The organism is Lewinella sp., from assembly GCF_050633125.1.
Taxonomy (GTDB): Bacteria; Bacteroidota; Bacteroidia; order Chitinophagales; family Saprospiraceae; genus Lewinella.
Map to the genome: position 1 here is coordinate 1 of NZ_JBOEFX010000168.1, position 9,061 is coordinate 9,061.

A 9,061-nucleotide genomic window follows, 5' to 3' on the forward strand; every position below is an offset into this window, starting at 1 on the left:
TAAGGGTGTAAGGGTGTAAGGGAAATAACTTTTACACCTTTACACCGACCCAACTATTACACCTAAAAAAGCCCGGTTCATCCAGTAAAAATGACCGTTCAGCGATTAGGGTAACGTTCTTGGTTTCAAGGGTATTAAATTGTGACAGCAAACAAATTACCGATAGTGGAAAATAAAATTTTAGAGACCGACATCCATTAAAGGTAATTACCTCGTAAATAGGTACAGAGACGACAATGATTCCTCTTTTTAATGTTATTAAGAAATTTTAACAAAGCTTTAAATCTTTCCAGACAACATAAAAGTAGGAATCTGAGTTTCATTACCAAACATTGATACCCAACACCCCCCATTGAACCATCTGACCATGAATACCCGTAAAATAAAACTTGCACTGACGGCAGGACTAATCAACCAAAACACGAGCGGTAATGCGCTCAATGCCGTTAAAGATTTAATGACCAGTTTCGCTGATGAGGCGGGACATTTTTTGGGCCTCAAGCCAATCAGTAACTCCCGAATGGGTAACGCCGTTCGCGAAAGTTACGCCTTAAATTACGAAAACTGCACGCTGAACGTCGATTTGGTATCGCACCCTCAAGTCAACCGCCAAACGATTCAGCGATTCCAACTCCGGTAACCCCCTCAGGTATCAATTGAAATACCTGCTTAACCAAATAGAAAATTGAAAGCCTTCCCTCCCCGGAAGGCTTTTTTAGTATACCTGTACCAATATTTTCAACAAGGCTTCTGTATCTCTGGCATTCCGTGACAACTCCGGTAAATCGTTAACAGAAGTCACTGATAATACATCACGAGTCAACTCTTCTGCTGTTGTATTATTGGCTATTGGCACGGAAATGTAAACCGTATCTTTCTGGACACGATCACGATAGATGATTTTGGGGTCGCTCTGTATTTCACGTATTTGATTAACAAAAATGGTGTCTCTGACAATCTTGCTGACTGGTACCTCATGTACTTCCCCTAATACGATAGTATCTTGTACTGTAGCTGACCAGCGCCCAATAAAACAACCAATGGCAATCATTGCTGCCCCAACTAGCCAAATCCTTTTACGACTCTGCACCCCTATCTTACGTTGAACAGATAAAGCTTCTCTAAAAATATCAGAAGAGGGCGCTAGTGGGCCTCTCCCGGAGAAGTTGTTTTTCATCGAGCGCAGTACTTCTCTTTGCTGGTTAAACGCCTCTCGATCTATGCCCTGGCTAGCCATCCAGCCTGCCTCCGAACGCGTGAGTTCTTGATAGGATTTATTTAACAACAACCTTTCCAGTCTTTCAAAATTTTCCATTTTCTTCTGTTTCTGCGGAGGTTAATAACGGATGTTTTCCAATTGCTTTGCCAAGTACTTCACGGCATAGTACAATCTGGATTTCACGGTACCTTCCGGGCAACCGACCACCTCACTTATTGCTTTGATACTCATCTCTTCCTGGTAGCGAAGTAGGAATACCTGACGGTGTTTCTCTGCCAACTGATTCATTGCTTTGCTTAGTTGTGCCTGTTGATAATCAACATCCAGCCCCCCTAGCGAGGGTATTTCAAACGCATCATCTCCAGTGGAATACCGAGTTACATTTTTCGCCAGTCGACTCCGTCTACGGTATTCATTTTTCACCATATTGGCCGCAATGGTAAATAGCCAGGCACTAAAAGTGCGGCGTGTATCGTAGGATTCACGCCGCTCAATAAGTTTTAGAAAAAGCTGCTGTGTAAAATCTTCGGCTACCTCTTTCTCTTGTGCCAGAGCGCGCCAGAAATAGGTATACAGCTTGGTGCCATACCGTTTGTACAGTACGTTAAAAGCTGCCTCTCGGCCTTTCTGGACCTCTCTCATCAGCTTTTCATCCGGCCATTTGGAATAATTCTTAAACACCTATTCTTTGATCACTTCCATGAAAATGCGAAAACCTGTATTAGGATTTGGCAATGATACCGTTTGACTAACCCCGATTTGAGTATAATACGAGGGATCTAGCCAACCTCCACCTTTAGTCGTATTAGGCGTCTGGGTCATTTCAGCAACATTCCCACTTATATTATACAGGTTAAAGTTATTTGGGAAATACGCATCCACCGGAGCGGGGAAATATGATCCATCTTCTCCAGGTGACTCTGGCTTTTCAGCAGATGGCCCAAATAACGGTTCTTCCTCACTTAAACTTACCAAATAAGGGTTAAAATTGGAAAGGTAGCAGCCTTTGGCGTTCCGAAAGTAAGGGCCGCCCCAAGGGTAAGGAGCTTCGTAGGTTGCCCCTCCCCTAGCGGCTTGTTCCCATTCATTGACAGTTGGTAAACGAAAGCGAACCTCTTGGAAACGCTTACGACGGTGGTCAGAAGCATTGTAAACTTCCGTGAGCCAATCGCAGTAAGCTATTGCTGCCTCGTGGGAAATATTAGTGATCGGGTGATTTCCTTCATTTGGGCTACCGCCCATATTGAAAAGCACTGTCGCCGGCAATTGCTGGTACGCTTCTGGTAAAAGAGACAGCCAATCAACGGTCTCTGTTTTACAAACAGTTAATAATTCAAATTGATTAGCTTCTAATAAATCTTGTAAAAACGCACGGTACTGAGCGTTGCTGACTTCGAAAGAAGAAGCGTACAGTGATCCTTCTACCGGATACATTTCCTTGTCCAGCGCACGTAAATCCATATTTGTAGTGGCTGAAACTGTCTTTATTTCTTGTCGAAAAATTCCTGCTACCTCATGAGTTTTATCGGCTCGATCAGCTATATGTAGTGCCAAATCAGCAATATCTTCAGCTTCCTTTTTAGCGCCTTCCTTACCATACATGTCATGAAGGATTGCCAGCGCTGGAATGTAATTCATATTCATGTGATCAACCACAGACTGAGACGGGTCATAATAAAGCGGGTTCCCTAGATATTCTGTCAAGAAATCGTTTTCGAAATTTTGACGTAACAGGCGAACATTATCCAAGTACTGCTGGCTGTACTCAAAAGCTAACCCTGTGAGGTAAAGCTGACTATCAAAAGCAACCCGTTGCTCAGCGGGAGTAGCAATACCCAAATGTACCGGACGGGCACAATACTGTAACAGGTGGCGAAGCAGAAGCTCCAACTGGGCATTGACAGGAGCTTCTTGTGGTCGTTCAAAAGTATCAGGTACTTGCAACTCAGCAAAAATCCTACTTCGGTAATCCTTTTCAGCCAAAAGAAGATAAAGGTTGATAATTCGAACATCTCTGCGAACCCCTTTTACGGCCTGCAATACCCAAGCAGGGTAAGTATCGTTATCCCCTTGGGTGATCAAAACGCCATTGCTTCGAACAGAGGCGAGTGCATTATAATTCCACGTCAATATCCCTGGACTTAATTCGCCAGTATTTAAATACCTTTCACACCAATAAACATAGTTGGCCAGGTCACCTTTCAATTCGTAATAGTGAATCAAGTCGTGCGCTATTTCCAACCGTTCCGGTGCAAGTTCATGCGCCTTTAGTAAGGCTTCGTAATTCCTGTCGAAGAGGTCGCTTTGCCAATAGGTAAGATAATGGGCTTCGAAGGAGGTAGGAATATTTTTCTTTACTTCTGTGAGAATATCAGCTAGATCAAAGGCTGCATACCCTTGTAGCACATTGGTATTTCGAGCAGCAGTATAGTAATTCAACCAAGCATTTTCTTCTTGTGGATGCTGCTGCGTTTCCAATAGCCAAAGCTGAGCTTGTTGCTGGTAATAATCAAGAGAACGAATGACCTTCGATAGTGGCTTTATAGGTTCAGGAGTTGCTGCATTACCTGGATATAAGAACAGGGCAATCAGCGACAAAAGGAGCAAAATACGCATGGTGTTCTGTATTATTTGCTCCTAAGTACACCCCTAGTACTTCAACGTTCAAAATTAGCTCCACTAATTTACAAGTGTAAAACAAACGCTTACCTTTGAGTCTTACAACTACCTTCCTATAATTATGGATTTTTTACATAAGAAGCGATACTATAGCCACGCCAAACCTATATTAGTGGCGGTAGATTGTATCATTTTAGGGTTTAACCAATCAACACTACAGCTACTGCTTTTCAAGCGAAAAATAGCGCCCTTTTTAGGTGCCTGGTCAGTCATTGGTAGCTTTGTTCAAGAACAAGAGAGTACTTCCGATGCAGCAACAAGGGTACTTCAAGAGCATACCGGGTTGGAAAATATTTTTTTAGACCCACTAGCCCTATACAGTGACCCGGAGCGTGACCCCGGAGCGAGGGTAATATCTCAGGCTTATTTTTCATTGATTCATCTGGAAGACGAAGCACTTAACAAGGTTGAAACTCATCAGGCACGATGGTTTGACTTAAAGGATATCCCCTCCTTGATGCTTGACCACAACATAATGGTACAAGATGCCTTGGATAAGCTACGCACCAAGGCGAGGTACAGCCCTATTGGCTTTGAATTATTGCCAGAAAAATTTACCATCCCACAACTACAACTCCTCTACGAGGCCATTTATCAAAAAGAGCTAGACCGCCGCAATTTTCGCAAAAAAATCCTTTCAATGGGACTATTAGACAAACTAGACAAAAAGGACAAATCTGGATCACGAAAGGGGGCCTTTTTATACCAGTTTAATACTGAAAATTATCAAAAGATGGTAAAGGAAGGAGTTGATTTTATTCTATAAAACAAGTTGAGGCTTGCTATGAAGGACTACAATTAGTCATTTTTCATAGCAAACCTCACGCTACTTTTTTCTATTTTGAAACAATCTCCGTAGACTAGACTTTCTAAAGAAAACTATTACAAGTAGATGCTATTAGTTGCCTAAACGCTTGGCTTCATCTTCCAGACCTGTGTTACGACGGCGTGATTTTACATTTTGGTTACCAAAATTATAGCTCATACTCAAGCTGACACGACGGCTATCCCAGTTACCTCCACCGGATGATATCAAGCCATTGAATTCGGAGACACCATCCCAACCTGTTTCATAGAAAAGGTCACTGGCGCTAAGACGCACATTGAGTTGGTCATTGAGGAATTTCTTCTGCAGCCCTAAGTCCAAACTCCAGCTGGATTCATATTTGAAAACGCCACCCCAAACTCCAGGACCAGAATAATAACCGGAAACTTCTCCTTTGAAACCGCCGGGTAGATCAATGGTTTGCTGTTGATAAATAGAGTAAGTGAATACTTGCACATCTACGATAGCCCCATCACCGTAATCGGCCTGATTATTTAGATGAGAAGCACTAAGATTGACGTAAGAGTTCCAACCTTCCATTACCTGAAAAGGAGCGCTAATATTCATGCTGTAGATCGTCTGATCAGCCAGATTTTCCCAAGAAATAAAATTCGCGCGGTCATCCTCTTCATCCGGAGCAATGAGACGTGTAATTTGGTCGATCGTTCTGCTGTAACCCACCTTGAAATTATAGCGATACTTGAGGGTATAGCTTAATTCTACATTGTTAACAATTTCGGGTTGCAGGAAAGGGTTGCCTTTTTCGTAAGACAACTGGCTTAACTGATTATTGAAAGGATTGAGTACATTGTAGTCGGGACGGTTGATCCGGCGGCCATAGTTAAGCGAGAGGCTATGCGTTGGAGCTACCTGCCAAGTTAGGCCTGCATTAGGAAACCAGCTTAAGTAGTTAAGGATTACTGGAGGCTCTTGTAAATCTTCATCGAAAGGCTGGAGGTTACCTTCCGCATCCGTTTGCTCTGCCCGCAAGCCTGCCGAGAAATTCCACTTCTCGTTAATTGGTCGTGTAAAGCTGACATAGCCTGCGTAGACATTTTCGCGGTAGTCGAAAATATTAGAAGATTGATCATCCCTCACAGAAACGCCATTCTGAATATCGAATACCAAGAAAGTATTGTCCGATGAAACCTGACTCAATTTAGTACCTAGGCCAAGTTTCCCACCAAGAACATCCTCCTCATAATCAAGTTTAGCGGTATAGATATCAATCTGGGTCGGTGTATTAAAAGCGTTGATAACTTCTGTAAGTAGTTCTTGTTCTTGTGCATCATAGTAACGATTAGGTTGAGAGCGGTCGCTATCGTTATCATAGTTACCGTAATCTACATCTAAGTTGATAGTGCGCCCTTTGCGATTGTCATAACGGTAGTTGATATTGTAGGTCTGTTGCTGGCGGGTATCCATTGAAATATTATCAGAGACAAGAATGCTATCAATTGAATTTGGTGTTTCCAAGTTTGCGATGGCAATGCGATTATACCCTCTATGCTCCCCAGAGAAATCATTTACACTGACCAGAAAGCCAATGGTATGCTGATCATTAATAAAAAAATCGGTTCCAAGGCGAGCATTCAGCCCTTGCCAACTATTACGCATGCGGTTCGTTTCATCAAGCTGAATACCGTTCTGCGTGCTAAAGAAGTCCATATCATTGAAGACTTCTCCGTCGTTAATTCCTGCCGTTGCAAATAAGTTCATCCACTTATTACGATAGTTACCGCTGGCGCTTCCATTCATACGTGCGTATTGGCCTTGGCTGTATGTTCCGCTAATTGATCCATTACTTCCCAGGTTTTTGTCTTTCTTCAAACGGATATCGATAATTCCTGCATTACCTTCTGCTTCGTATTTAGCACCTGGATTAGAAATAATATCGATATGATCAATCTGATCTGCTTGCAAATTTTGCAGATAAGAAGTAAGATCCTGGCCAGTGAGCGGGAGGCGCTTCCCATCTACATATAAAAGTACGCCAGCTCTTCCCAAAACACTGATATTATCATTATTATCGACTGTAACTCCTGGTGCTTTACGCAAGAGAGAAATCGCATCAGCTCCTGTACTATTAATGGTACCCTGAACATTAAAAACGGTGCGATCTGGCTTAACTTCAACCAGGGCTCTTGTTGCTGTGACCGTGGCCTCTTCTAGTTCTACGGAAGTAGAAGTAAACTGTAGTATCTCCAAGTCAAGCTGTTGTCCATCGCTCAGTGCTATTTCATTCTGCCAAAGATCGGCTGCACCTACGTAAGTAGCAGAAAGGTTAAAGGATCCAGGAGACAAGCCCTGGATTCTAAAAACTCCTGCTTCATCAGTAGTTTCCACTTTTACCAAGGTGCTATCAGTAGAATTATAGAGGGCTACATTAGCGAAAACAACGGCTTCTCCATCAGGATCTTGCAATTGGCCTTTGATACTCGCTGATTGCGATTGTGCAAGAAAGCCCATGGCTAACAGCAAAAGAGTAATCATATTTTTCATAACTGTCGGTGTGATTTTATAACAATGACCACAATATCGGTGGAATGTTGTTGGGTTAACAGTGTAAATCGACGAGTCGCCACCAGAAAGAGATGAGTAGCCATAGATTTGCATTGGGAGAAAATATAAAGAGGTATGGAGTGGGTACAAGAGCCCCAAGTGGAGGGCCCACCCTCAGCCAGGTCGCCAAAACCGCCCCTAGCCTAATGACCACAATGAGACGTGCGTCTACATCTGCTCTCTGGAAGAGAAACAGCCAAGCAATACGCAAAAAAACACTGATTTATTCTCGTCGACAAACGAGGGAATTTTCCTCTGAGTAATCTTATGGACGTCACTCCCTTTGATTACAGCGTAAAGGTAAAGGAAAATTATTTTAAAAACAAAAAATATTTATTTTTAATAAAAAAAACTTTACGTTGGTAACGGGTACTTGATTTCCACCAGACTTAAACCTTCTGGTGGAGCCAATTTGAAGTAACGAGGGCGTTCACTTCTTGCCAACCGACTTTCAAAGTCAGCTACACTCTCTTTTCCCACACCTACATCAAGGAGTTGTGCAACGATAATACGAATCATTCCTCTTAAAAAACGATTGGCAGAAATGTGGAAAGAAAATTGATCCGTCCCTGTACCATGTAGAGCTACAGAGGTAATGGTGCAATTAGTGGTCTTATGGCGATCAGGAGCCTTACAAAGGCTTTTAAACTCTTCATAACGAAGCAAAACCTCTAGTGCAGCCTCCATACTTTTCCAGTCTAAGTCTTTGGGTTCACAAGAAAAGCAAGTGCTAAATCGACTAAGAAAGGGATTTTTATTAGTGTGTATCCGGTAAATATACTTTCGCTCTGTAGCGCTAAATCGAGCATGCCAACTGGCTTCTGCTTCCATATATTGATGTACAGCAATACTCTCCGGCAAAGCATAATTTAAATTGGTTAGCAATCGAGGTGTCATACTTATATCGCCATCAAAATGAGCAATATAATTACTAGCATGTACTCCAGCATCCGTACGCCCGCAACCAATAATATTTATCGGAATTTTTAAAACCTTACGCATGGCATCCTCCAGGGTCTCCTGCACACTGACTACGCCGTCCTGGCGCTGCCAGCCGCGATAATCGGTACCATCATAAGAAAGCTGCAGGAAGTAACGCATAATATTTAGGACGGTTGCTTTAAGGAATAAATGACAAAGGTAAGGAGTCCGGCTTAGGACAAGTCAAATAATCGCAAAACTCTTTTCAGAACAATACTGTTTGCTTAATAGATGTATCAACATTGTTTTTTCATTAATAACTATTCATGAATCATCAACCCAAGATAGTGGCGTTTGGCGCCAGTAATAGCAAACATTCCATCAACCAGCAGTTGGCGTTTTTTGCAGCTCAGCAAATAGAGAATGCAGCGGTAAATCTCCTTGATCTGAATGATTTTGAAATGCCTATTTACAGTATTGACCGAGAAAAGGAAAAGGGGGTTCCTGCGAAAGCACTTCAATTTAAAGCTCACCTTCGTGATAGTGACGGTATCATCATTTCCTTTGCCGAACACAACGGAGCCTATACCACTGCTTTTAAGAATATTTTTGACTGGATTTCTCGCATAGAAAAAGATGTATGGGGCAATAAACCTATGCTATTATTAGCTACTTCTCCGGGCGGTCGTGGGGGGCAAACAGTACTGGATATTGCACTCAATAAATTCAAGTTTATGAACAGCAATGTTCTTGCTGGTTTTTCGCTACCCTCTTTTGGAAAAAACTTTAATGCAGACAAAGGAATCATTAACGCTGAACTTGATAATGAATTCAGGGCACAGTTGGCGGCCTTT

Annotated in this window: 8 protein-coding genes; 3 read left to right on the forward strand and 5 right to left on the reverse strand. The window is 42.4% G+C overall.

The features are described from left to right. Positions 1 to 367: 367 nt before the first annotated feature. Positions 368 to 640 (forward strand): hypothetical protein, encoded by a 273-nt coding sequence (locus tag ACRBG0_RS26810; RefSeq protein ID WP_156825913.1) that lies wholly within the window; start codon positions 368 to 370, stop codon positions 638 to 640. A gap of 75 nt (positions 641 to 715) precedes the next feature. Here the strand turns inward: ACRBG0_RS26810 and ACRBG0_RS26815 are convergent, their stop codons facing one another. Genes ACRBG0_RS26815 through ACRBG0_RS26825 form a run of 3 tightly spaced genes read right to left on the reverse strand, consistent with a single transcriptional unit; the run spans position 716 to position 3,835 of the window. Further along, the gene (locus ACRBG0_RS26815) at positions 716 to 1,315 is read right to left on the reverse strand and encodes a hypothetical protein (protein WP_431489906.1); all 600 of its coding nucleotides are present in this window, start codon (positions 1,313 to 1,315) and stop codon (positions 716 to 718) included. Positions 1,316 to 1,336: 21 nt separating this feature from the next. Then, positions 1,337 to 1,900: an RNA polymerase sigma factor gene (locus ACRBG0_RS26820; RefSeq protein ID WP_431489907.1), complete on the reverse strand. Its 564-nt coding sequence runs from the start codon at positions 1,898 to 1,900 to the stop codon at positions 1,337 to 1,339. After that, positions 1,901 to 3,835: a formylglycine-generating enzyme family protein gene (locus tag ACRBG0_RS26825; RefSeq protein ID WP_431489908.1), complete on the reverse strand. Its 1,935-nt coding sequence runs from the start codon at positions 3,833 to 3,835 to the stop codon at positions 1,901 to 1,903. A 124-nt stretch (positions 3,836 to 3,959) separates the two neighbouring features. Here ACRBG0_RS26825 and ACRBG0_RS26830 point away from each other — a divergent pair, with 124 nt between their 5' ends. After that, positions 3,960 to 4,664, forward strand: a complete 705-nt coding sequence (locus tag ACRBG0_RS26830; protein WP_431489909.1) for an NUDIX hydrolase — start codon at positions 3,960 to 3,962, stop codon at positions 4,662 to 4,664. A 132-nt stretch (positions 4,665 to 4,796) separates the two neighbouring features. On the opposite strand, the gene ACRBG0_RS26835 is transcribed toward ACRBG0_RS26830, so the two are convergent. Both ACRBG0_RS26835 and truA read right to left on the reverse strand, forming a co-directional pair. Then, positions 4,797 to 7,226, reverse strand: a complete 2,430-nt coding sequence (locus tag ACRBG0_RS26835; protein WP_431489910.1) for a TonB-dependent receptor domain-containing protein — start codon at positions 7,224 to 7,226, stop codon at positions 4,797 to 4,799. A gap of 414 nt (positions 7,227 to 7,640) precedes the next feature. Continuing rightward, entirely contained in the window at positions 7,641 to 8,387 is a 747-nt protein-coding gene (gene truA / locus ACRBG0_RS26840; protein WP_431489911.1) for a tRNA pseudouridine(38-40) synthase TruA, read from the reverse strand. Between the two features lie 146 nt (positions 8,388 to 8,533). On the opposite strand from truA, the gene ACRBG0_RS26845 reads away from it, so the two are divergent. After that, positions 8,534 to 9,061 (forward strand): NADPH-dependent FMN reductase (locus ACRBG0_RS26845; RefSeq protein ID WP_431489912.1); only part of this gene is annotated, 528 nt, incomplete at its 3' end.

Excerpts from the sequence above, each read along its gene's own strand:
- ACRBG0_RS26810 (WP_156825913.1), top strand. The coding sequence starts at position 368 with ATGAATACCCGTAAAATAAAACTTGCACTGACGGCAGGACTAATCAAC.
- ACRBG0_RS26815 (WP_431489906.1), bottom strand. The coding sequence starts at position 1,315 with ATGGAAAATTTTGAAAGACTGGAAAGGTTGTTGTTAAATAAATCCTAT.
- ACRBG0_RS26825 (WP_431489908.1), bottom strand. The coding sequence starts at position 3,835 with ATGCGTATTTTGCTCCTTTTGTCGCTGATTGCCCTGTTCTTATATCCA.
- ACRBG0_RS26830 (WP_431489909.1), top strand. The coding sequence starts at position 3,960 with ATGGATTTTTTACATAAGAAGCGATACTATAGCCACGCCAAACCTATA.
- ACRBG0_RS26835 (WP_431489910.1), bottom strand. The coding sequence starts at position 7,226 with ATGAAAAATATGATTACTCTTTTGCTGTTAGCCATGGGCTTTCTTGCA.
- truA (WP_431489911.1), bottom strand. The coding sequence starts at position 8,387 with ATGCGTTACTTCCTGCAGCTTTCTTATGATGGTACCGATTATCGCGGC.